16 protein-coding genes are annotated in these 22,025 nt (G+C 67.8%); 8 read left to right on the top strand and 8 right to left on the bottom strand.

Annotated elements, in window-relative coordinates; genetic code table 11:
- Window positions 1-43: 43 nt before the first annotated feature.
- The 4 genes from A176_RS25365 to A176_RS25350 all read left to right on the top strand — a co-directional run bounded on the left by A176_RS25365 (window position 44) and on the right by A176_RS25350 (window position 3,745).
- On the top strand, window positions 44-439 hold the full coding sequence (locus A176_RS25365; RefSeq protein WP_002633113.1) for a GlcG/HbpS family heme-binding protein: 396 nt from the start codon (window positions 44-46) through the stop codon (window positions 437-439).
- A gap of 32 nt (window positions 440-471) precedes the next feature.
- Window positions 472-1,626, top strand: a complete 1,155-nt coding sequence (locus tag A176_RS25360; protein WP_002633112.1) for an alkaline phosphatase PhoX — start codon at window positions 472-474, stop codon at window positions 1,624-1,626.
- A 179-nt stretch (window positions 1,627-1,805) separates the two neighbouring features.
- The gene (locus A176_RS25355; protein ID WP_002633111.1) at window positions 1,806-2,780 is read left to right on the top strand and encodes a DUF6624 domain-containing protein; all 975 of its coding nucleotides are present in this window, start codon (window positions 1,806-1,808) and stop codon (window positions 2,778-2,780) included.
- A gap of 503 nt (window positions 2,781-3,283) precedes the next feature.
- On the top strand, window positions 3,284-3,745 hold the full coding sequence (locus A176_RS25350) for a hypothetical protein (RefSeq protein ID WP_044890975.1): 462 nt from the start codon (window positions 3,284-3,286) through the stop codon (window positions 3,743-3,745).
- 14 nt (window positions 3,746-3,759) lie between these two features.
- Here the strand turns inward: A176_RS25350 and A176_RS25345 are convergent, their stop codons facing one another.
- The 4 genes from A176_RS25345 to A176_RS25330 all read right to left on the bottom strand — a co-directional run bounded on the left by A176_RS25345 (window position 3,760) and on the right by A176_RS25330 (window position 10,739).
- A complete protein-coding gene (locus tag A176_RS25345; protein WP_044890976.1) occupies window positions 3,760-6,219 on the bottom strand; it encodes an ABC transporter permease in 2,460 nt (819 codons plus the stop codon).
- A 73-nt stretch (window positions 6,220-6,292) separates the two neighbouring features.
- Window positions 6,293-6,805 (bottom strand): hypothetical protein, encoded by a 513-nt coding sequence (locus tag A176_RS25340; protein ID WP_144429615.1) that lies wholly within the window; start codon window positions 6,803-6,805, stop codon window positions 6,293-6,295.
- A gap of 188 nt (window positions 6,806-6,993) precedes the next feature.
- Complete coding sequence (locus A176_RS25335; RefSeq protein WP_144429614.1) at window positions 6,994-8,529, bottom strand: carboxypeptidase regulatory-like domain-containing protein; 1,536 nt, start codon at window positions 8,527-8,529, stop codon at window positions 6,994-6,996.
- Between the two features lie 353 nt (window positions 8,530-8,882).
- The gene (locus A176_RS25330) at window positions 8,883-10,739 is read right to left on the bottom strand and encodes an AMP-dependent synthetase/ligase (protein ID WP_002633106.1); all 1,857 of its coding nucleotides are present in this window, start codon (window positions 10,737-10,739) and stop codon (window positions 8,883-8,885) included.
- Between the two features lie 109 nt (window positions 10,740-10,848).
- On the opposite strand from A176_RS25330, the gene A176_RS25325 reads away from it, so the two are divergent.
- Complete coding sequence (locus tag A176_RS25325; protein WP_002633105.1) at window positions 10,849-11,589, top strand: helix-turn-helix domain-containing protein; 741 nt, start codon at window positions 10,849-10,851, stop codon at window positions 11,587-11,589.
- A 408-nt stretch (window positions 11,590-11,997) separates the two neighbouring features.
- On the opposite strand, the gene A176_RS25315 is transcribed toward A176_RS25325, so the two are convergent.
- Together A176_RS25315 and A176_RS25310 are read right to left on the bottom strand one after the other, a co-directional pair.
- Window positions 11,998-12,777, bottom strand: coding sequence for an enoyl-CoA hydratase/isomerase family protein (locus A176_RS25315; RefSeq protein ID WP_002633103.1), 780 nt, complete (start codon window positions 12,775-12,777; stop codon window positions 11,998-12,000).
- 30 nt (window positions 12,778-12,807) lie between these two features.
- Window positions 12,808-14,442: an acyl-CoA synthetase gene (locus A176_RS25310; protein ID WP_002633102.1), complete on the bottom strand. Its 1,635-nt coding sequence runs from the start codon at window positions 14,440-14,442 to the stop codon at window positions 12,808-12,810.
- A gap of 456 nt (window positions 14,443-14,898) precedes the next feature.
- Here A176_RS25310 and A176_RS25305 point away from each other — a divergent pair, with 456 nt between their 5' ends.
- Window positions 14,899-15,804 carry a helix-turn-helix domain-containing protein gene (locus A176_RS25305; protein WP_021781586.1) on the top strand — a complete coding sequence of 302 codons (906 nt, stop codon included), beginning with the start codon at window positions 14,899-14,901 and terminating at the stop codon, window positions 15,802-15,804.
- A 461-nt stretch (window positions 15,805-16,265) separates the two neighbouring features.
- Window positions 16,266-18,329 carry a rubber dioxygenase RoxB gene (roxB, locus tag A176_RS25300; protein WP_044890996.1) on the top strand — a complete coding sequence of 688 codons (2,064 nt, stop codon included), beginning with the start codon at window positions 16,266-16,268 and terminating at the stop codon, window positions 18,327-18,329.
- 521 nt (window positions 18,330-18,850) lie between these two features.
- Here the strand turns inward: roxB and A176_RS25295 are convergent.
- Complete coding sequence (locus A176_RS25295; protein ID WP_002633097.1) at window positions 18,851-20,317, bottom strand: NADase-type glycan-binding domain-containing protein; 1,467 nt, start codon at window positions 20,315-20,317, stop codon at window positions 18,851-18,853.
- Between the two features lie 240 nt (window positions 20,318-20,557).
- Here A176_RS25295 and A176_RS25290 point away from each other — a divergent pair, with 240 nt between their 5' ends.
- On the top strand, window positions 20,558-21,163 hold the full coding sequence (locus A176_RS25290) for a class I SAM-dependent methyltransferase (RefSeq protein WP_002633096.1): 606 nt from the start codon (window positions 20,558-20,560) through the stop codon (window positions 21,161-21,163).
- Here the strand turns inward: A176_RS25290 and A176_RS25285 are convergent.
- Window positions 21,153-22,004, bottom strand: a complete 852-nt coding sequence (locus A176_RS25285) for an alpha/beta fold hydrolase (RefSeq protein WP_002633095.1) — start codon at window positions 22,002-22,004, stop codon at window positions 21,153-21,155. The two genes, A176_RS25290 and A176_RS25285, sit on opposite strands and share 11 nt — an antisense overlap.
- Window positions 22,005-22,025: the final 21 nt, after the last annotated feature.

Here is a 22,025-nt window from a genome sequence, read left to right as displayed (position 1 = left end):
GCGGGGGCGTTGTGCGCGCCGCCAACCCCCGCAGGAGTCGCCCATGGTCCGTTTGGAAGACGCGCGTCGCATCATCGCCGCAGCCGAGAAGAAGGCCCAGGAGTTGGGCCAGCCCATGAACATCGCCGTCGCCGACGAGGGCGGAAACCTGGTTGCGCACGTGCGCATGGATGGGGCGTGGTTGGGCAGCGTCGACATCTCCATCAAGAAGGCCTTCACCGCTCGCGCTTTCGACATCACCACGCAGGACCTGGCGAAGAGTGCCCAGCCGGGGGGCCCGTTCTATGGCATTCACGCATCCAACGAGGGCAAGGTGATGATTTTCGCGGGAGGCGTCCCGCTGCGGAAGAACGGCAAGGTCGTGGGCGCTGTCGGCGTCAGCGGGGGCTCCGGTGACCAGGACCATGGTGTCGCCGTCGCGGGGGCGTCCGCTTTCTGATTCCGGGTCTTCTGGCGAACGGAGGCATGCCCATGCAGCGCAGGCGTTTCCTTCGACTCACGGCGATGGGCAGCGGCGTGCTGGCCCTGGGGTCGGGTTTCTGGCGTTCGGCGTATGCCGCTCCCGCGCGGCCAGGGCCGGGGCCCTACGGTGCCATCTCCGGCGCTCCGGATGCGCAGGGGCTTCGGCTGCCCGCGGGCTTCAGCTCGCGCATCATCGCTCGCTCCGGACAGCGCGTTGCTGGCACTCACTACACGTGGCATGCCGCGCCAGATGGCGGCGTCTGCTTTCCCACCGACGATGGCGGCTGGGTCTACACCTCCAACTGCGAGCTGCCGCTGGTGGGAGGCGCCTCCTCGATTCGCTTCGACGGAGGCGGGACCGTGACGAGCGCCTACCGCATCCTCGAGGGCACCCAGGTCAACTGCGCCGGAGGGCCCACGCCCTGGGGCTCCTGGCTGTCGTGTGAGGAGTGGGACGGGGGCACCGTCTGGGAATGCAATCCCCTGCGCCCCTCACAAGGTCAGCGGCGCGCGGCGCTGGGCACCTTCGCCCACGAGGCCGTCGCCGTGGACCCGGTGGGCCAGCGCCTGTACCTGACGGAGGACCGGCCCCAGGGACGGCTCTATCGCTTCACGCCCGCGCAATGGCCTTCGTTGGCATCGGGCACCCTGGAGGCCGCGAAGCTGAACGGCGACGCGCTGGGGGGCTCCGCGACTTTCAGTTGGGTGCGGGTCTCCGCCTCGCTCCCCGTGTACCTGCAGCTCGCCCGTTTTCTGACCACCGCGTTCGATGGCGGCGAGGGCTGCTGGTACGACGGCGGCGTCATCTACTTCACGACGAAGGGCGACAATCGCGTCTGGGCGCACACCCCCGCCACCGGCCGGGTGGAAATCATCTACGACCATGCCCTCTACCCGGACGCACCGCTGCGCGGCGTGGACAACGTCACCGTATCCCGTTCGGGCGACCTCTACGTGGCCGAGGACGGCAATGACCTCCAGGTGTGTCTCATCGCCCCGGGGCGCGAGCGCACCGTCGCGGCGTTTCTCCAACTGGAGGGACACGCGGGCTCGGAGCTCACCGGCCCCGCCTTCAGTCCAGACGGCCGGCGGCTGTACTTCAGCTCGCAGCGCGGGGCGGACGGCAATGGCGTCACCTTCGAGGTGCGTGGCCCGTTCCGTTGACGCCGGCCGCGTCCTGTGAGGCCGGCGTGGGCGCGGAGCAAGCGCGCTGCCCCCTGGGGCGCCGCCTCTCCCGCTACTCCAGGGCGACCTGGGATTCGAGAATTGCCTACACTGCGTTCTCAGGACCTCCCAGGATGTGCTGGGAGCGCCCGCAATCATCCCCACACCCCTGGAGCATCATGCGTCGCATCGTCGTCCTCCTCGCCGCGCTGAACCTGGTTGCATGTGCCCACGGTGGTGGCGCCCCGGAGCCCGCTGCTCCTCGGGGTGCCACGGCCGCGAAGCCCGAGTCGTCCAAGCCCGTCGCGACGCCCGAGGCCAAGAAGGCCGCCGCCGAGGCGTACGGGCTGAGCATGAAGGGGGACAACGCGGGCGCCCTTCCCCTGTACCGGAGCGCCTGGGCCGGCGGGGTGCGGGGTCAGAACATGGCCTACAACGCGGCCTGCGCGGCGGCCCTGGTGGCTGAGAACGAAGAGGCGCTGACTTGGTTGGATCGCGCCGTGGACGAGGGCTTCTTCGACACGAAGCACCTCCAGCAGGACGAGGACCTGGCCAGCGTCCGGAGCCTGCCGGGCTACGCGGCGCTGGAGCAGCGCGTCGTCGCGGCCGAGGCGAAGCAGTACGAGGCGGCGGACCCCGCGCTGCGCGACGAGCTGCTCAAGCGCATGGAAGAGGACCAGGAAGTGCGCAGGGCCCTCGTCGCCTCGAACTTCACGGATGAGGCCGCCAAGGCACGGATGGCGGAAATCGACGCGCGCAACACCTCCTGGCTCAAGGAGGTCATCGCGAAGCAGGGCTGGCCGGGACGTGACTTGGTGGGCAAGCGCGCGACCTTCGCCGCGTGGCTGTTGGTGCAGCACGCGGACCAGGACGTCGCCTTCCAGCTCGGCGTCCTGCCGATGCTGGAGCAGGCCGTGGCGCGAGGAGAGGGCTCGGCGAAGGAGCTCGCGTACCTCACCGACCGGGTGCTGGTGAACACCGGCAAGCCGCAGCGCTACGCCACGCAGTTGGAGGAGGTGGATGGAAAGATGGTCCCCAAGGCGCTGGAGGACCCTGAGAAGGTGAACGCGCGGCGCGCGGCCGTGGGACTCGATTCCCTGGAAGAGTACCTCGCGGTCGTGGAGCAGATGCGGGCCGCCCGGCCGCAGCCCTGAGTCAGGGCGCCTGATGGGGTGTTGTCGACCCGTTGTCACACCCCACGGGCTTCCCACGCCAGCGCGAACTCTGTCATCCAGGACGTGCCATCCGCCGTGCCCGGGGCGTCCTGGGCCGCCATGCACGACGACGACGTCTCGTCCTTCGCCCACGGCTTCGTGACGGCGCCGCACGGCCGGCGTCACCCGCCAGAACGGAGAGGCCGCACGGTGTCATGGGGGGGCTTCCAGCGTTTCGCCTCGCGCCGCCAGCACCCGCTTGGGGGCGCGTCAACCTTGGAGGGCGGGCAGGGCTGCCTCGGGCGTAAATCCTTTTGAATATCCGGACCGGCAAAGCGTCGGGGGTGGTGCAGCGTGCGCTTCCGGATGTTCGGCACCGGGGACTCCCCTCCGGTGTTCCCGCGTCACGGCACTCGACCATGCAAGCATTGTCTCGCACACTCTGTTCGCTGTTTTTCCTTCTCTCGGCTTGCGGCGGTACAGAGGTGGTGGAAGCCGATGGGGTGCCAGGCACTGACATTGACGATGCCGGTGTGGGCGCTGAACACGAGCCAGAGCCTGACAGTGGCCTCGGCGTCGGTGTCATCGGGCCGGACACGCCCCAAGTGGCGGAGCTCTCGGCCAACTGTGAAGAGAACCCCGCCTACTTCAACTTCCGGACGCGGTGTCAAACCGTGCTGGGGGGATGCTATCAGTGCACCCTTCTGGCACAGCGACGCGAGGGCGGGCCGCTGGTGGACTTGAGCGAGTTCACGAAGGAATGCAGCGGACCCGTGCCCTGTGGCGACATTACGATTCACGGGAGTATGCCTTTGTGGACCTACACGCATCTCGTGTCGCGGGTGGCGTACTGCGGGACCGATGGAGGGCCACCGGTGGTCATGGACGAGCGCATCCTCTCGTTCGAGAGCGTCGGGTGCGGAGTGGACCCGGACGCTGAGAATGGAGGCGACGTATCGCCGTGAGCCCGTGCGGTGCCTCATGCCTCCGAACGAAGGACCGTCATCGGGTCCACGCGTGAGGCGCGCCGGGCCGGCAGCCAGCTCGCGAGCAGCGCCACGCCCAGCAGGAGGAGCGCCACGGCGGCGAAGACGAGTGGGTCCGTGGTGCTCACGCCATACACAAGCCCCGTGAGCACCTGGCTGAGCCCCACGGCCCCGAGCACGCCGAGCGCGATTCCCAATCCCGCGAGCCGTGCCGCCTGCTTCAGTACCAACCCCAGCACGTCTTCCGACGTCGCGCCCAGCGCGAAGCGGATGCCGAACTCCCGCGTGCGCTGCGCCACCGCGTAGGACACGACGGCCGCGAGGCCCGCCACCGAGAGCAGCAGCGCCATCGCGCCAAACGCGCCCAGCAGCAGGAGGCTGAAGCGCCTGGGGGCGAGTGAACCCGCGAGCAGCGCCTCCACCGTGGACAGTCGCGAGGGCAGCTCGGGGGCCAGCTCTCGCAGCACGGGCCGCGCCGCGGTGACCAGGGCCGCCGAGCCCATGGGGCCGTGCACGGCGAGGTGCAGGCGGGAGGCGGCCCGCGGACGCTGGCGGGAGCCGCCATAGAACATGGGCCTGGGCGCGTCATCCAGCCCTTGCTCCCGCACGTCCCCCACCACGCCGACAATGGTGAAGGGCCGCAAATCCCCGTCCATGTTTCCGAACTGGATGAGCTTGCCCAACGGCTCTTCGTGGGGCCAGCGGGCCTTCGCGAGCGACTCGCTGATGACGGCCACGTGCGGCGCGTCCACGGTGTCACGCGCGTCGAACAGCCGGCCGCGCAGGAGCGGGATGCCGAGCGCCGCGAAGTACCCCTCGCTGGCCACGCGGTACTCGGCGGAGCCGGTGCGCTCGGGCTCGCGCACCAGCCTCCCGAAGTCCTCGAAGTCACCCACCTCGTCGGGGCGGTTGAGCACGATGAAGGTGCCGTCTCCGGCGGGGCTGCCCTCCAGTGGGAAGCTGCTCACGGCACCCGCGGCGCGCACGCCGGGCAGCGCCACCAGTCGCGACAGGAGCTGCTCTTGCAATCCCACGTTGCGCTGCCCCTGCTCCGCGTCCTCGGCGGGCGGGAGCACGATGCTGAGCACCGCGACATTCTCGGTGCGATACCCCGGGTCCAGCGAGAGCAGTCCCATCAGGCTGCGCCCGAGCAGCGCCGCGCCCACCAGGAGGACCAGCGCGAGCGCGAGCTGGCCCACGACGAGGGCCCGGCGCGTGCGCTCGGCGCCCCCGCCTCCGCTGCTCGTGCTCCCAGCGCGCGCCAGCACGACCCCTGGAGGCTGCCGTGCCGCTCGCAGCGCCGTCAGCAACCCCAGTCCCAGCGCGAGCAGCAGCGAGAGTCCGAGGGTGAAGAGGAGCACCGCGGCGTTCACCCCCACCTCGTCGACGCGTGGCAGGTGGCCCGGCTCGGCCGCGAGCAGCGCGCCCACGCCCCAGGTGGCGAGCACGGCCCCCAGCGCGCCTCCCATCAGTGACAGCAGGAGCGACTCCTGGAGGAATCGCCGTATCAAGGCGCCGGGGCCCGCGCCCAGCGCCACATGGATGGCGAGCTCCCGGGCCCGGGTGGCCGCGCGGGCGAGCAGCAGGTTCGTGACGTTGGCGCCGGCCACCAGCAGCAGGAACGCCGCGGCCCCCGACAGCAGGTAGAGCGTGGGCCGCACCCGGCCGACCAGGCTCTCCTGCAGGGATTCCACGGCGATGTCATGCATCCGCGTGTCCTGGCCGTACTGGGCCTCGAGTTCACGGGCGATGTGGGTCAGTTCCGCTCGCGCGGCCTGGAGGTCGACGCCGTCCACGAGCCTCCCCACCACCCGCCAGTTGTGCGCGGTGCGGCTGGGCAGGGGGGCCTCCAGCTCTCGCGGAGTCCACAACTGCGTGCCCACCGGGTAGTCGAAGGACGCGGGCATCACGCCCACCACGGTGTAGACGCGACCCTCGAAGGTGAGGGTGTCCGGCAGGGGCAGCGGCCGTGCGCCCAGGTAGCGCTGCCAGAAGGCGTGGCTCACCACCACCACGGGAACCCCTCCCGCCTGCTGTTCCTCTGGGGCGAAGAGGCGGCCTTGGACGGGCTGCACCGCGAAGGCGGGGAAGAAGTCGCGCGAGGCGAGCGCCAGCGTGGCGAAGGCCGGCTCGTCGGCACCGGTGACGGCGACGCTCGCCGCTCCCGACACCTGGGCCAGCGCCGTGACGGTGCGCGCGCGCGTCCGCACATCCTCGAAGTTGGGATCCGAGAACCGCATGGGATGCCCGTCCGCCGCGCGCTGGGAGAGCTCCACGAGGCGCTCGGAGCTCGGATAGGGCAAGGGGCGCAGCAAGACGCCCTCCACCACGCTGAAGAGCGCCGTGCTCGCGCCGATGCCCACCGCCAGCATCAGCACGCACGCCAAGGTGAAGCCGGGACTGCGGCCCAGTGAACGCAGGCTCTGACGCAATCCGCCCAGAACGGTCTCCATCACGCTGTCTCCCGGTGCCGGTCCACGGCTTCCAGGACGGCTACGTGCGAGTTCGCGGACGATTGCGTGGCGGTCAGCGACGCGGCATCGCTGGGGCCTCGCGGGGGCAGCTCCCCGAGCGTGGCGAGGCGCCCGGTGCTTTCCCGGCGTTGGCGGGATCACCTGTCAGGCCGGTGTGGCACACGGGGCAGTTGCCGCCGCTATTGAAGATGTTGAGCTGATAGTCGCCGCACTTGCTCCCGTAGCTGTCCACGATGACCTGCACCACCTGCCCGCTGGTGAGGTCGATCTCCAACGAGGATTGCTGTTGGCCGGGGCCGATGTCGTCGTTGCAGCCCAGCGACTGCGTGGTGTTGTTGTAGGGGCGAACCTCGAGCACCGTGTCGAAGTTGGAGTTGACGGTGGAGAAGGTGTACCGGTCGGAGCTGGGCGCTCGCCAGAGGTAGGCGACATCCGGGGCGGCGGGGCCAACGGCGCAGCTCGGTTGGTAGTCGCTGGTCTTCCCACACGTCCTGCCTGTCGCGACGGGCATGCCCACCACCTGTCCCAGGTCGCCGCCAAACGCGCCCTGAACCAGCGCAGCCAAATCGAGCGTTGCGTCCTCTTGGGCCTCGGGACGACCACAGGCCAGCAACCACAATGCACTCCACACTCCCAGGTATCTTCGTGCTCCCGTGCGAGATAGCGGCATCGTTCCCTCAATGGCTGATGATTCCAGGACGGCGTGGCCAGAGCTGGCGGCTCTGGCCACGCGTGAACTGCCGAGCGCGGCGACTACCAGGGGCGCGGGCCCACCATCCCACCGTTGGCGGTGGCCTTGGCGGAGTCGTCCCAGTCGATGACGCCATTGCCGTTGACGTCACGCGGGTCGTTGGGGCCCACCGCGGTGGGGGGCGTCGTCACGGCGGAGCCGATGGCGTTGATGTCATTCCAGTCAATGTCGTTGTCCCCGTCCGTGTTGCCGGCGGGGAGCGTCACGTCAGGCAGCTCCAACGTTCCGCCCGCGGCGACGTTGAAGTTGGCGCGCTGGGCGGAGAGGTATCCCAGCCTGGCCGCGGTGATGGTCGTCCCGCTGCCCGCGGGCACCTGCACCGAGAAGAAGCCTCCGGCGTCCGTCACCGCCGACCCCAAGGGGGTGTTCCCCCGGTTGACCGTCACCGCGACGCCACCGTGGTTCGTGCGGTGCTGACGCAGCACCCGTCCTTTCAACATGCCGAACTGCGCCGTCGGTCCGGTGATGTTGAGCAGCTTGCCGTTGCAGACGTCATAGGGATGCGGGGGAATGCCAATTCCACCCCACGGAGCACCTGTGTTCACGATGCCGTGCGGGACGTTGTTGACCACGACTCCGACATTGGTGTTGGGCGGCAGGTTGTAGATCGCGTGCGGCCCGGGGTTGTCGACGCTCACGTTGCTGCTGCTCACGCCCTGGCTGACGACATCCAGGCGAACCGAGGCTTTGCCTGCCAACGTGGTGTAGAAGTAGAGGGGATTGAACTCCAACTTGACGCAGGCGGGAGTGTCCATCTTGAGGTCGAAGTTCCACACCGTGAAGTGGCGCACCTGACCCGTGGCCACGCCATTCTCCACGTAGCCCATTCCTTCTTCGACCCACAGTCCCCGGCTCTGGTCATACCACCACAGGGGAATGGCGCCGCTGAACGTGCTGGCCGGGTCCGTGTTCATGCGGATGGTGGCGGCGCGGCCGTTGGCCAGGTTGTAGAGCGTCCCATTGGTGTCGCGGAACTCCGCGGAGAATGCGCCCAGGCTGATCAAGGCGACGGGCCGCCCATTCACATCGATCGCGCTCATGTCGCCCACCATCTGCTCGTTGCGCAGGTCATAGGTGTAGAGCTGGAGCTGGACCGAGGACGGAGCGGGGCGGCCGGCGGAGTCCACGAGCGAGCCCGCGGGGATGGTGATGCGGGTCCCCCGGTTGTCGGTGACGTCGATGTTCTGCGTGGGGTTGATGGTGTGGACTTCCGCCCGCGTCAGCTTCACGTCCAGGTCGGCGGGTGGAGACCTGTGGTGGATGATGGACGTGGGGACGTAGCCGTTCATGCTCACGTCGAACACGTAGCGTGAGGCGGTGGGGACATAGATTTCGAACGAACCGTTCGTCGCCGTGGCCTTCCTGTAACCATTGACGGTGACCGTGCTCACCAGCGCCGCGCCGGTGGCCTTGTCGGACAGCCGCCCCGCGAAGCGCTCGTAGGTCTGCGCCGCGACGGTCGAGCCCAGGCCCATGCACAGGGCGAAGACCAGGGCAGGGAGTTTCCTGAAAACTGCCTTCAGTGACAGCATTTGCATACACGCCTCCAAGGCCGCGAGGCGGGGGTGCCTCGCGGTGCTTCGACATCGGACGAGGACTGCGAGAGTGCTTGGGTACCAGTCCGAGGGCAGACACCTGCAACGGGTTCAGGGTCGGCCGTGTTGATGGATTTGACTGGTAGTATGGATTGTCCGTTTGTCGGGCGTCAATGTGCGGGGTTTGTGTAAGGGGAATCCTCGTGTATGCCTTTTCGTGCCGCGAGGCATGCGGGTGCCAGACTGTTTGTTTTTCGGCGGTGCTGGTGCTCACTCGGGGGCATCCGAGGGGCAATGGACACCCAGGTGGCCATCGCCTCGACTCGAATGCAATGGACCTCGTGCGACGTGGGCGTTCAGCCGTTCAAGGACGGCGAATCCACGGCCTCATACATCGACTCGATCAACGCCGCATGCTTCCGAACGACCGCGTGGCGCTTGACCTTCAGTGACGCCGTGAGCTCGCCCCCATCCACGGTGAAGGGACCGGGCGACACCCGAAACGTCTTGATGCGCTCGAAGGACGCCAGACCCGTATTCGTCTCCGCGACCAGCGTCTGCAGGACCGTGTTGATTCGCGGGTGGGCTGGGTCCGCCGGAATGCCCTCGCGCCGTGCCACCTCGACGAGTATCTCCGCATCGAGCGCGAACAAGGCCGTGCAGTAGTTCCGTCCCTCGCCAACGACGACGGCTTCCTGGACGAGCGGGTGTCGCTTGAGCTGTGCCTCGATCTTCAGCGGCGCGATGTACTTTCCACCGCTCGTCTTGAGCAGCTCCTTCTTCCGCCCGGCAATCCGAACGAACCCCTCCGAATCAATGGAGGCGAGATCCCCCGTTCGGAACCAGCCGTCCGCATCGAATGCCTCCGCCGTGGCCTCTGGGCGATTCAGGTAGCCCTGGGTGATGTTCGGCCCGCGAGCGAGCAGTTCACCGTCGGGTCCCAACTTGAGCTCGCATCGCTTGAACGGTCTGCCCACCGTCCCGGTCCGCACGTTGTCCCTGCGGTTGACCGTCAACCCTGGGCACGTCTCCGTCAGTCCGTAGGCTTCCAGTACGGTCAGCCCCAAGGCGAGGAAGAACATCTGGACATCTTCACGGAGCGCAGCGGCTCCCGAAAGGAGCACCGATGCGTTGTCCAGGCCGAGTCGTGAGCGCAGCTTCGCCAGCACGAGGCGGTCCGCCAGTCCACGCTGAGCCGCCAGCAACAGCGGCAGTGACTCGCCGGCAGCGCCACGGGCCGCGACTTGTCGGCCCACACCCAGGGCCCAGTCCAGCAGCCACCGTTTCAGCCCGTGTTCGTTTTCGATGGCGCTGGTGATTTTCGCCATCATCTTCTCGAAGACACGCGGCGCCGCCGGGAAGAACCCTGGCCGCGCGACGAGGAGGTCCGCCGCCAGCGTGGGCACCGAGGACATGACCAGGGGCGCGCCGAAGAACGGCCCGGCGAACTCCACCATGCGTCCGAAGGAGTGCGCGGCGGGCAGGAAGAGAAACAAGCCGTGTTCGAGCACGGCGTCATCCATCAGCCCCGCGTCGGCGACGTCCTCGAGCATCGCCAGCATGTTGTCGTGGGTTTGAATCACCGCCTTCGGTGCGCCGGTGGTGCCGGAGGTGTAGGTGAAGGTCGCGACGTGCTCGCGCCGAATCAGGGAGACCCGCCGGCGCACCTCGCTCTCCAGTGTCGCTTGTTGGGCGCGGCCCCTGGCCTCGACGCTCTCCAGGCTCTCCCAATCGTCCGCGGGAGCCAGTCCCGCTGGGTGGATGACCACCACCTTCGCTCGGGCGCTGAGCTCGGCGGGGGAATATGGCCGGTCGAAGAACGTGAAGCCCTTTCGAAAGGCCCGCACCTTGTCGAGTTGACTCGCGTCATCCACGACGACGAGCTGTGCCGCCGTGTCCACGTGCATGTAGCCGACTTCTTCCGGCAGCAGGCTCGCGTAGACGGGGACCGTCTTGAGTCCGACGCTCAGGGCCGCGAAGTCGACGAGACACGACGCCATCGTGGTGTTGCCGACGATGGTGATGCACGCGCCATCATCCACCGGGCCGGCGCTCAACAGCCCCGCCGCAATGGCTTGAATCCGCGGGAGCGCCTCGGACCAGGGAATGTCGACATAGGCCGCGTCTCGTCGCACGCGGAATGCGACGCGCTGCGGCGACGTGCGCGCCCGGTCGAGAATCATCTGGGGCAGGGACGAAGGGTCATCGGCCATGAGGCCTCCTCTGTTCGAAGTGAGCGTCATCGGTACGGGCGGGGCAGGGAGCAGGGGAGCGGCGAGGCTCAACGCAGCAAGCTACGTGCGGCACCACGACGACGCTTGTATGATTCTGCAGATGCAGAGCCACCTGTTGCTGGGCGGGGGAAGAGCGCTGTACGTCGGCAGCTTCCACGAGTTGCCGCGGCACCGGTTCGCCGCCAACGCCGTGCTCGTGGGGCTGGATGATGCGTTCGACCTCATCGACGACGACGGCCGCGTCGAGCACCATGAGGCCACCTTCGTGCGTGGGTGGCAGTGGCACTCGCTCGACTTCCGTGGCGGGCGCGCCGCGATGCTGTTCCTGGAGCCGGGCGCGGGGCTTCGCCACCAGGTCGACGCCAGCGTGTTGCGCGCCGCCGTCGAAACCGCCCTGGCCGCGCGAAAGCCGGAGCCCTGGTCCGAGCTGTTCCAGAACGCGTTGAATCTAGGCCCCAGTCCACTGTCGGTCGACGCACGCATCGCACGCGTCGCCGAGCTGCTCTCCACGCCTGACGCCGCGCCCGCGGATGCGGTGACGCTGTCACAACAGGTGGGGGCCTCCACGTCCCTGGTCGAACACCGGTTCAAGGAGCAGGTCGGTGTCCCGATCGGTGCGTTTCGCGCCTGGTATCGGATGGAAGCGGCCACCTCGCTCGCGCTCAAGGGCCGAAGCCTCACCGAGGTCGCGCACGCCGCGGGCTTCTACGATTCGGCGCATTTCTCCCGGCTGTTTCGAGGAATGTTCGGCATGCCGCCCTCGAAGGTCTTCACCCAGGGCCTCACGGGCGCCGTCTTCGAATCGCGAGGCGCCGAGGTGAGTCGATAACAAGAAGCCTCCGAGTGCTTCGACTCGGAGGCTCCGTTGAGGCGTCCTTCTGGCGTTCTCGGCTACTGCATACAGCGCCAGACTCCGCAGGAGCCTTCTCTGTCACCACAGTCGAACTGGGTGGAGCACGGCTTGCAACTGCGCGAACAGATCATCCTGGCCTGGTCTACCTGCGCGTCAGGAGCCTCCGCCGTGGAGCCCGGAACCATGGACAAGGCCGAGCCCGCCATGATGCCGACGAGCAGTGCGAGTCCTGGAGCCAACTTCTTCATGTGCGCCAGCTTCATGTTTCCTCCGAGGGGTGTCTGTAACGCCAGAGCACCCTAGCACGGAGAAAACGGGAATTGAGTTGGCTCGCCTGAGGGGAAGGGCGTCGCTCGAACTGTCGACTTCAGCCCTCGTCGGTGCTCAACCCTTGCGCTTGCCTTCAGCCTCGAGCTGCTTGCCGTAAGCCTCGGTCTTCTGCGCGAAGTTGCCGCTCGCGAGCACCATGCCTTCGGCGAAGAGCGAGCCCATGCCGACGATGTTCATGTTCTGCTGCAGGTACTGGTTGAGCCACTTCTTCGTCATCTTCAGACCGAGCGGGTCGTACGACAGGAGTTTCTTGATGAGCGCGTCGACCTCGGCGTCGAGCTGGTCCACGGGCGCGACCTTGTTGATGAGGCCGATTTCGTAGGCCTCCTTCGCCGTGCAGGCGCGGTCAGTCATCAGAAACTCACGGGCCCGGCTCAGACCAATCCGGGTGGGCCACAGCAGCGCGCCGCCGTCGCCCGGGGGGACGCCGAAGCCGGAGAGGTGCGGGTCGCTGAAGGTGGCGTCCTCGCTCGCGTAGACGAAGTCACAGGCCAGCGCGATGGACGCGCCCATGCTGTGCGCGCCCGGCGCGTACACCTTGGCGATGGTGACCTTCTCGCAGTTGATCTGATCGCGGACGATGTCCTCGGCCTCCTTGAAGATTTGCAGCATGTCCTTGTAGATGCCGAGCTTCTTCACCCACTCGAACTCGTACTTCTCGGGCGCGAGGAAGGACTTGTCCTTTCCGGTGACGACCACGACCCGGGCATCGGATTCGTGTGCCCGGCGGAAGACCCGGGCAAGGCCGGCATGGGTCTTTCCGTTGAGGCCCGCGATTTCAATGGTGAAGACATCGTCCTTCTCGGTGATTTCGATAAGGCCAAACTCCGACATGCGGTGCTCCTTCCCTGGGTTGTGCTGGCTTCAGCCGTCGATGGCGCGTGACGAGCCTGCGCGGGCGCGCAGCTCGAACTTCTGAATCTTCCCGGTCGAGGTCCGGGGCAGCGGGCCGAAGACGACCGCGCGCGGCACCTTGAATCCGGACAGCCGTTCCTTGCAGAAGGCGATGATGTCCTCGGCGGTGGCCTGGGCTCCGGGGCGAAGCTCGATGAACGCGCAGGGCGTCTCGCCCCACTTCGGGTCGGGCTGCGCGACCACCGCGGCGCCGACGACGGCGGGGTGCCGGTAGAGGACGTCTTCGACTTCGATGCTCGAGATGTTCTCGCCGCCGGAGATGATGATGTCCTTGCTCCGGTCCTTGATTTTCACGTACCCATCCGGCGACAGCACGCCGAGGTCGCCGGTGTGGAACCAGCCGCCCGAGAATGCCGCGCGGGTGGCCGTGGGGTTCTTGAGGTAGCCCTTCATGGTGATGTTTCCGCGGAACATCACCTCGCCCATCGTCTCTCCGTCGGCGGGCACCGGCTGCATCGTGGCCGGGTCGAGCACGGTGATGGCTTCCTGGAGGTGGTAGCGCGCGCCTTGTCGGGCGTTGAGGCGCGCCCGCTCGGAGATTGGCAACGCGTCCCAACTTTCATGCTTCTCGCAGACCGCCGCCGGGCCGTAGACCTCGGTGAGGCCGTAGACGTGCGTGAGGTCGATGCCGAGCTGCTCCATGGCTTCAATCATCGCGGCGGGCGGCGCGGCGCCCGCGACCATGCCGGACACCCGGTGGGAGACGCCCTGGCCGTGCGCGGCGGCGGCGGCGATGAGCATCGAGTGCACGATGGGCGCGCCGCAGTAGTGGGTGACGCGGTGTTCGCGGATGAGGTCGAAACACGTGGGCGCGTCGACCTTGCGCAGGCACACGTTGGTCCCCGCGCGCGCGGCGACGGTCCACGCGAAGCACCACCCGTTGCAGTGGAAGAGCGGCAGCGTCCACAAGTACACGGGGTGCTTGGGCAGGTCCCACTCGAGGATGTTGGAGGTGGCGTTCAGGAACGCGCCCCGGTGGTGGTAGACGACGCCCTTCGGGTCGCCCGTCGTGCCCGAGGTGTAGTTGAGGCAGATGGCGTCCCACTCGTCGTCCGGGCCGGCGTAGACGAACGCGGGGTCGCCCTCGGCGAGGAGGGTCTCGTATCCGAGCCCCGGCGCGGGGGGCAGGTCGAGCTCGGGCGCGTCCACGTCGATGACGAGGATGTCGCGTCCGAGCCGGTCGACGGCCGCGCTCGCCACCGCGGCCAGCTCGCGGTCGACGAGCAGCGCCTTGGCTTCGCCATGCGCCAGCATGAAGGCGATGCTCTGGGCGTCGAAGCGGGTGTTGAGGGCGTTCAGCACCGCGCCGCTCATCGGCACGCCGAAGTGCGCCTCGATGAGCGCCGGCACGTTGGGCATGAGCGCCGCCACGGTGTCGCCCCGGCCGATGCCTCGCTTCCGCAGCGCGCTCGCCAACCGCCGACAGCGCGCGTACGTCTCGCGCCAGGTCTGCCGAAGCGCGCCGTGGATGATGGCCACGCGCTCGGGGTGCACGGTTGCCGCGCGCGCCAGGAACGTCATCGGCGTCAACTGGACGAAGTTCGCGTCGTTCTTCTCGAGGCCAAGGTCGTAGATGGATGCCATGGGCTTGCGATGGAAGTCAGAGGCCAGTGCCGAACTGCTGAGCACCGTACCGGCGCGAGCCGGGGTGGTCTTGAATGCCTCGGAGGCGCGAATGGAATGATTCGGACGACGCGTCGCGGCAGCGCCACGGGTTCACTCAGGCGCCTGTGGGACGGCGGCCACCGGCGAGGTTGAAACAGAGAATGTCTCAGGCCTCGCGGGGGAATTCCGCGAAAGCAAGGCCACGGGGCGCGCCGAAAGGTGAGGCGCTTCAGAGGGGCGCACCCGGTGGAGGGGCTTTGGCTGTCGGCTTCTTCAATGCACGCGGGCTAACCCGAGACATCCGAGGAGCGCGGCTCCCAAGATGCGTGTTTCGATACAGCCCATCGTCCGCTGCGCGGCAGTCCCTTCGAGCAAGCATGCCTCGGTGCACGGTTGCGGTTTCCCGCGATGCGCTTCGGCGCTAGCCTTCGTTACATGGCCCCCGCAGCGCACACGAGCGTTCGACTCGATGACCTGGTGCGGAGCACGGCCAACTACTCCGCGTGGCTGGAGGGCACCTCCGCGACCGCGACGCAGGTTGGCGTGCACGGCTTCCGGTTCGACGCCCACCACCAGATGACCGGCGTGGTGCTCGACACCTTTCACATCCTCCTCTGCCTGGACGGGCATGCGTCGATTCGTCGAATCATGAACGACTCGGTCGAGGTGATGGACCTGGGCCCTGGCGACGTGCTGGTCAACCCGATGGCGATGTCGCTGCGCTGGAGCTGGTCAGGGGCGGTCGAGGTGCTCAACATCGCGGTGCACCCCGGCTACCTCGAGGACGTCGTCCGTGAATCGATGGGGGGCCTGGTGCGCCTTCGTCCGCGCGCCGTTCCGTATGCGCCCGACCCCTCGTTGGTCCAACTGGGATGCGATTTGCACCGCGAGGTCGCCACGCCCGACCTGCTCGGGGCACAGCGGGGGGCCCGGGCCGCCGGCGAGCGCATCGCGCTCCACCTGCTGCGCAACTATGTCGACGTCGAGCGCACCGGACACGACCGGACCTTCAGTCCCGAGGAGCGGCGGGCGCTGCTGGATTACGTCGAGGCGCGGCTCGACCGGCCGGTGCGCGTCGAGCACCTCGCGGCGCTGGTGCGCTTGGGTGAGCACCATTTCTCGCGCACCTTCCGGGCGACCTTCGGCCTTGCTCCGCATGCCTGGCTGCGAGAGCGGCGCCTGGAGCGTGCCCGCGAGCTCCTGGTGTCCACCGACGGCTCCATCTTGAGCATCGCGATGGCCACGGGCTTCGCGGACCAGAGCCATCTCACCCGCTGCTTCGGTGCGCGCTACGGCACGACCCCGGCAGCGTTGCGTGGCGGCCGCCACCGGCCGACCTGACGGCGGCGCTCGAACGAGGCGAGGTTGGCTGTCACGGCGGCCGCTCGGCTGAAGACAGCCGTCTGTCGCGCCATGTGCGTTGGGTGGCGGGTGTCGCGATGCGGCATGGCCCAGGTCTGTTCAGTGGCGCGACCCTGGCCATGGGGTTCCCGGAGGCTCCGGTTATCCCTTATTGACGGAGTGCCAATAGTGGCCCATCGTTTCGACAATGATGCGCCGCAAAGCCACACCCATGACCGAGCGTCCCGCCCGTCCCGTCTTCGCGTGGGGCGGCCAGTCTCGTGTTCCACCGGGCCAGGTCCTGCGACCTTGGCACCGGGGATGGCTTTGCGGACGCGCTCTGCGAGGCGCTCGACGATGAACCCTCCGCGCGCCCTTCCGCCTCGCCGTCCAAGAAGCTCGCAGCGGGTTCCGCCGCCGTGGTGGCGAAGCGGGAGCACGCCGCGAAGCAGGAGGAGCTCATGTCCGTCGAGAGAATGTCGTTCGTAGGACGCAGGGCCCCCATGCGACTGGTTCGCGGGGTGTCGGTGATGGCGATGCTGGCGGTGCCCGGTGTCGGTGCCGCGAATGATTTGCTGGGGAGCAGCCGGGGTGGCTCGGTGCAGTGGGACTTCTGTTATGGCAAGCCAGACAGCGCTGTCTTGCCCGTGGACCCACGGACCCTGGTGCAACCCGGCATCAGCAATGGCAAGGCGGTACACTTCAACGCGTATTGGAAGAACTGCCATGTCGACCCGGTGGCGGTGAAGGAGGTCGGCGCCGCGAAGACGTGTGGCGAGCTGCGTGCGCGCTACACGCACGGCGAGGGGCTGCTGACCAACGGCCATCCTGGCGCGGGCGCGCTGTTCACCGGCACGGACTACACGGTGCCCGAGGCGGCGTTTGGCATCGCCACCTTCTCCGCGGCGCAATACAACGAACTGTGGCGCGTCTGGGGCTTTCCCTTTCGTCCCGACAACTTCGACACGCTGGTGGCCCAGCGCTATGGCTCGGGATTGAGTCCGGCGCGCAATCCGTATCCGTTGCCCGGACAGTTTCCGAACTTCTCCAACGGCGGAAGCGGACAGCTTCCGGAGATGCTCACGCAGTTGCGCAATCCAGATGGAAGCTGGAGTGGCCGCATCGGTGTTACGTGCCACGCCTGCCACAGTGGCGTGGTGGGGAAGCCCTCGGATGGCCCGGGGCTCGGGGTGCAGGTGGGCGGGGGAAGCAGCCTGGCGGACCTGGACCTGTTCCTGAGTGACTTGTTGCCTCTGGGCTACCCGGCGTCGTTGGCCACGTTCCTGAACCTCAACCGCACCCGAGGCACCAACAACGCCAGCGACATCAACCTGGCCTTCTTGTTCCCGGACGAGAACCTGCTGACGCCTTCCGAGGTGATTGGCCTCATCAACTCCGGGTCGACCGCCGGCATGGACACGCCCGCCTGGTGGAACATGGGGCACCGGCCGGTGAAGTTCGTCGACGGCGTCTTCCCGATGGATGCGCCGCGTGTGGACATGGTGTTCTACACGCCGTTCATTGGTCTGTTTGGAAGTGCGGGTGGGCCGTTGAGCGAGGCGGGGCAGGACTGGATGCGTGAGAATGGCCCGCCGCTCAACACCTGGGTCGAGACCCTCAAGTCGCCGCCCTATCCGCTGCCCATCAATCGGACGCTGGCCGAGCAGGGAGCGGTGCTCTTCCACTCGCTCGACATGTGGGCGCCGGAGCGCAACAACGTCGTGCCTCGGCCGCAGGGGAATGGCTCGTGCGCGAGCTGCCATGGGGCCTACTCGGCCCGCTACGTCCGGGACCCTTCCTTCCTCGCGACCCCGGCCTTGGAGGGCATGGCGAGCTACATCGTCCCGTTGCGCATCATCGGCACCGATCCGGTCCGGGTGAACACCAACAACGCCGCGGTGCAGTCCGCGGGCGCCAAGAACTTCTTCGGCTATCCGACGACGGCGGGGACGGACCAGGACTGCGGTCCGCAGAACCAGCCGCACATTCGCGGCGACCGCGAGCTCGGCTATCTGGCGCCGCCGCTGTACGGGGTCTGGGCCACCGCGCCGTACCTCCACAATGGCTCGGTTCCCAACGTGTGGGAGGTGCTCAAGCCGTCGGACCGCAAGCCCATCTGGCGTCGCGTCTCCACGCCGCCGCGGTGGGACCAGCCGCTGGTCGTGATGGGGTTCGATACGGACCTGCAGCGCGCTTATGACGCCACGAAGCTCGGGTGGAAGTACGACACCATCCCCTGCCGGTGGCGCACGCCGTTGAATCCCACGGTGTCGCCGTACATCAACTGCCAGCCAGGTGACGAGTTCCGTACCCCGCTGGCGCAGGAGCTGATGAACGTGCTTTTCAGCAACCTGATTGTGTCCTGGAACATCCTCTTCCCGCCCACCCGCACGCGGCAGCAAATCGAGGACCGGAAGATCTTCAACAGCAACGCCTTCGGCCAGGACAACGGCGGACACGAGTTCAACGCCGTGCTCACCGACCCGGAGCGTCTGGCCATCATCGAGTACCTCAAGACACTCTGAGCAGGCCGGTGGGGCCTCGGCTCAGGTGGAGGGACGCGACCGGAAGGGTGCCCCTGGGTGTGAAGCCTGTCTGATATGCGCGAAGCGCTTCGTGTCGAATCCGCATCCGCGTCTACGACGAGGGCCCTCACACCCGGGGGCTGGGCACGCAGTTGCGCGGTCGGTCGGGGGGCATGGTTCTCAACTTCACCTTCCCAACTGGAGTCCCTCCTGCCAGTCCAAGCGAGATGACTGCATCCGTTCCCTCGCCGTGCACGAGTTCGGTCATGCCCTGGGCTTCGCCCACGGGCAGAACCGGCCGGACACGCCCTCGACCTGCACCCATCCGCAGCAGGGCACCAATGGGGACACCACGGTGGGCGCGTGGGATGTGTCCTCGGTGCGGCAGGGGGGAAGGTCCTGAGCTATCTGCCGTAGCGCCAGAAGACATGTCCCCAGGGAGGCGCCGCTGAGAACGCATCGGACCGCCTGGGGAGATGAACCCCTTCGCATGGGGCCAGGGAAGGGGCGAAGCTCACGCGTTAGGCCGCGGGGCGGTAGCGCACCACCCGCAGCGAGCCGAGAACGACGCGGAAGGAGGTGATGGACGCGATGCGCTCCTTGCCGCCCACCTTCGCCCATTCGAGCACGTGGACGCTCAGAATGCCGCCACCGTCCTCGGACACGAGCACGGCGCTCGCTTTCTTGCCCGTGTAGCGGACCAGGGACTGCCGGAAGGTGCGATGGACTTCGCGATTGCCGGACTCCCGCGTCAGTCCTCGCAGCACGGCCGTGGGCTCCGTCGTGGAGCCTTGGACGAACTCTCCGCTCTTGAACTGCTGTTGGGACTCCGCGACGGCTTTCTGTGTCGCGGTGACGCTGGGGTCGTACTCGCACTCGCTCTGACAGCCGTAGGCTTCGCCGTCATTGCGCTTCGCACACGCCTCGATGCAGGACCTGGTGGCGTGCGCTTCGTTCGCGCGTGCCTCCTCGAGCGACTCCTGCATCCGCTCCTGGGCGCTGTCATCTTCCGTGAAGCTGGCGTCGCCCAGATGGAACAGCCCGGCGGCCTCGATGAGGCCCTCGTCGTTCACGGTGGAGAGCGCGGTCCTTGCCAGGGCCTGTTGGGCTCCGTCATCGATGGAGGACACCCGTGTCCACGACTTTCGGGCCTCGGACGCGTCCGCCTGGAGGTCCACCTTGTGGAACAAGGCCGCCGTCTCCCGTGCCACGGCGAGCGCCGCACGGTGGGTCTCTTCATCTGGGAATCTGGCGAACACCTGCACCGGCGTCTCCCGTGCCCAGTCGCGGCTCTGCGACCACAGGAACTCCTCCTCGAAGCGTGGCGCCCAGGCCACCTTCGACCCGGTGTCCGTGCGCGCGGCGGCTTGCTTGCGCTCGAACGCGAAGGCGCGGACCTTCTCGAAGGCGGCGGCCTCTGCTTCCGGCCGGTACGGGTCGTCTCCCTCCACGTAGACGCGCAGGTCGCTCAGGCACGTGTCCTCGTATTTGGAGCCGGGGTACGTCGTCACGAGTGTGAGCCGCACGCCCTCGACCTTCGCGGGGACGGGGAGCCGCACCTCCTGCCAGCCCTGCACGTCCTTCAACTCCACCTCCAGCGGCGTGCCCGTCGTCTGGGCGCCCGTCTCGCCCTGCACCATCGGTTCGAACCGGACCTTTCGCGGGCGCGCGTTGGCTCGGAAGAGCTTCGCGGACTTCTGGTAGCCGTTGCGCAGGAAGAGGCGGTAGCGCTTCGCCTTCGTCAGCGTGGGGCCCCACCACTCCAGCGACTCGCCTTCTCCTCGCCCCTTCACGCCCTCCACCCAGGCGGTGGCCGGGTCCTCGTCCGCGATGTAGAGGGGCAGGTAGTTCTGCTCGTGCGTGTTCCAGCCGTTCTCCAGGAATGAGGACGCTGTGACGCGGCGAGGGTGCAGCCTGTTCGCGGTCCCTGCGTCGGGCTCGAGGAGCAGGGGAGGCGCGGCGGCGAGCAGCAGCGACAGCAGCATCATGGAGTGCGTCCCTTCGAGGAGGCTGCGAAGGATGGCAGCAGAGCGGCCTGCCGCGCCAGCCGGGAAGGTCCCGCGAGTGCTGCTCCGTGCCCCTCCCAGGTGGGCTCTCACCGAGCGCGTACGGTGCAGGAGGTCTTGATGGAGTCTGGTAAGTCAAAAGCCGATGGGCCCACGCCCCTCGAATGGGCATCGTCCATGACGCGTGGGGTGCTCGTCACGTCGGAGTGATGGAGGTGGTGAATGCACGAGTACGATGTGATCGCGGACTGGTATGCGTCCCAGCGCACAGGCCCCATGGGTGTTCCTGAGGTGAGCGCGCTCGCGACCTCGCTTCCGGCCGGCGCCCAGGTGCTGGACGTGGGCTGCGGCACGGGGCTGCCGCTGACGCGGGTGCTGCTGGAGCACGGCTGCCACGTGCTCGGCGTGGACAGCTCCCGTGTGTTGCTGGCGCGATTTCAAGCGAACTTCCCTCACGTGCCGGTGCGCTGTGCGCCCATCCAGTCGTGTGAGCTTCAGGCCGAGGCGTTCGACGCCGCGCTTGCCTGGGGCGTCCTGTTCCACCTGCGCCACGAAGAACAGGAACAGGCGATCGCCAACATCGCGAGGGCGTTGAAACCTGGCGCGGCGTTCCTCTTCACCTCGGGGGACGTTCACGGCTCCATCGACGGCGCGCCGATGGATGGCGTGCCATTCCGTTATCACTCGTACAGTGTCGACGGGTATCGCGCCCTGCTGCGCGCGAACGGGCTCACGCTGGAAACGACGCACACGGACCCAGGGGGGAGCGTCTACTTCTTGTCGCGCAAGCTGGGCGGAAGTGGCGCGCGCTCCCCGCTCAGCGTGTGAGCCGCGTATGGGCGACGATGGCCTCGGCGATGACGGGCCAGTCCGCCCCGTGCAATTCGTGCCCAGCGTTCTCGAGCGTCACCAGCCGCGCACCCGCCACGGCCCGACTCAGGGCTTCGCCGTGAACATGGGGCACGACGGGGTCCAACGCCCCGTGGATGACGAGCAGGGGCGCCCGAAGCTCGTGGGTGCGGTTGTACCAGCGCTCTCCTCCCGTGAGGGACGAGTGGTTCATCATGCTCTGGATGTCGAGCGAGCGTTTGAACTCCCCCGCCGCCACGCGGCGCGCGAGGGCCGCGTCATAGGGTCTGCGCTCGCTGGAGTTGAGCCGCCCCGCCTCCACCATGAAGTCGAGCACCGCCGCTTCGTGGCTCCAGTCCAGAGTGGCCATCGTCGCGAAGTGCGCGAGCAGCGCCGGGGAGAGCGGTGGAGGCTCGAAGCCCATGTCACCGAGGAACTGCGCCGCGATGAGTGTGAGTGAGCGCACCCGCTCCGGCGCCTTCAGCGCGACAATCTGCGACAACATGCCGCCCAACGACATCCCCACTACATGGGCCCGCGGCAGGTCGTAGCCGTCCATCACGGCGATGAGGTCGTCCGCCAGGTCATCCACGGTGTAGCGAGGCGGCCCCGGTGGCTGCGTCGTCGAGCGCCCGGTATCCCGGTGGTCGTAGCGGATGACGAACCGCCCCGCGCCGACGAGCCGCTCGACCAGCGGGTCGGGCCACCACTTCATCGACGAGACGGCCCCCATGACGAGGAGGAGGGGCGGGTCGTTCGGAGAACCGAAGGACTCGGTGCACAGCCGGATGCCGCGGGTTTCAATCATGCGCTCGGTCATGGGAACTCCTTGAGGAAATAT

Source organism: Myxococcus hansupus, assembly GCF_000280925.3.
GTDB lineage: Bacteria > Myxococcota > Myxococcia > Myxococcales > Myxococcaceae > Myxococcus > Myxococcus hansupus.
This window is presented reverse-complemented; position numbering and strand designations above follow the sequence as displayed.

Coding starts and splice junctions, on each gene's coding strand:
- A176_RS25365 (WP_002633113.1), top strand. CDS start 44: ATGGTCCGTTTGGAAGACGCGCGTCGCATCATCGCCGCAGCCGAGAAG.
- A176_RS25360 (WP_002633112.1), top strand. CDS start 472: ATGCAGCGCAGGCGTTTCCTTCGACTCACGGCGATGGGCAGCGGCGTG.
- A176_RS25355 (WP_002633111.1), top strand. CDS start 1,806: ATGCGTCGCATCGTCGTCCTCCTCGCCGCGCTGAACCTGGTTGCATGT.
- A176_RS25345 (WP_044890976.1), bottom strand. CDS start 6,219: ATGGAGACCGTTCTGGGCGGATTGCGTCAGAGCCTGCGTTCACTGGGC.
- A176_RS25335 (WP_144429614.1), bottom strand. CDS start 8,529: ATGCAAATGCTGTCACTGAAGGCAGTTTTCAGGAAACTCCCTGCCCTG.
- A176_RS25330 (WP_002633106.1), bottom strand. CDS start 10,739: ATGGCCGATGACCCTTCGTCCCTGCCCCAGATGATTCTCGACCGGGCG.
- A176_RS25325 (WP_002633105.1), top strand. CDS start 10,849: ATGATTCTGCAGATGCAGAGCCACCTGTTGCTGGGCGGGGGAAGAGCG.
- A176_RS25315 (WP_002633103.1), bottom strand. CDS start 12,777: ATGTCGGAGTTTGGCCTTATCGAAATCACCGAGAAGGACGATGTCTTC.
- A176_RS25310 (WP_002633102.1), bottom strand. CDS start 14,442: ATGGCATCCATCTACGACCTTGGCCTCGAGAAGAACGACGCGAACTTC.
- A176_RS25305 (WP_021781586.1), top strand. CDS start 14,899: ATGGCCCCCGCAGCGCACACGAGCGTTCGACTCGATGACCTGGTGCGG.
- roxB (WP_044890996.1), top strand. CDS start 16,266: ATGTCCGTCGAGAGAATGTCGTTCGTAGGACGCAGGGCCCCCATGCGA.
- A176_RS25295 (WP_002633097.1), bottom strand. CDS start 20,317: ATGATGCTGCTGTCGCTGCTGCTCGCCGCCGCGCCTCCCCTGCTCCTC.
- A176_RS25290 (WP_002633096.1), top strand. CDS start 20,558: ATGCACGAGTACGATGTGATCGCGGACTGGTATGCGTCCCAGCGCACA.
- A176_RS25285 (WP_002633095.1), bottom strand. CDS start 22,004: ATGACCGAGCGCATGATTGAAACCCGCGGCATCCGGCTGTGCACCGAG.